Origin of the sequence: Lysinibacillus sp. VIII_CA (assembly GCF_049943995.1) — a bacterium.
In the GTDB taxonomy this organism is placed as follows: Bacteria; Bacillota; Bacilli; order Bacillales_A; family Planococcaceae; genus Lysinibacillus; species Lysinibacillus pinottii.
Genome location: NZ_JBNFXM010000102.1, coordinates 1 through 287, shown reverse-complemented (window position 1 = coordinate 287; position 287 = coordinate 1). Strand labels below are relative to the sequence as shown.

The window sequence follows — 287 nt, the reverse complement described above, 5'->3', positions numbered from 1 at the left end:
GCTCCTTCATTTACTCGATTGCTTCCTAGAACTGCTCGTGTCTGAAAACCTTATCATGTTATTAAGCCTATAAAAAAACTTAAAAAATAAATGTGTTTGTTACAATTTCAATGTCGTTTTATCCAGTTTTCAAAGAACAAGTTTTGAAGTATTTCATTCAGAAAGAATGAACCTTCAAAACTGAACGCAAAACGTAATCTTACAAACCCTAGGTTTGTATTCCGAAAATATCCTTAGAAAGGAGGTGATCCAGCCGCACCTTCCGATACGGCTACCTTGTTACGACT

Annotated in this window: 1 rRNA gene; it reads right to left on the bottom strand. The window is 35.5% G+C overall.

The features are described from left to right. Positions 1–237: 237 nt before the first annotated feature. Positions 238–287 (bottom strand): 16S ribosomal RNA (locus ACP3VS_RS24405); the annotation flags it as partial.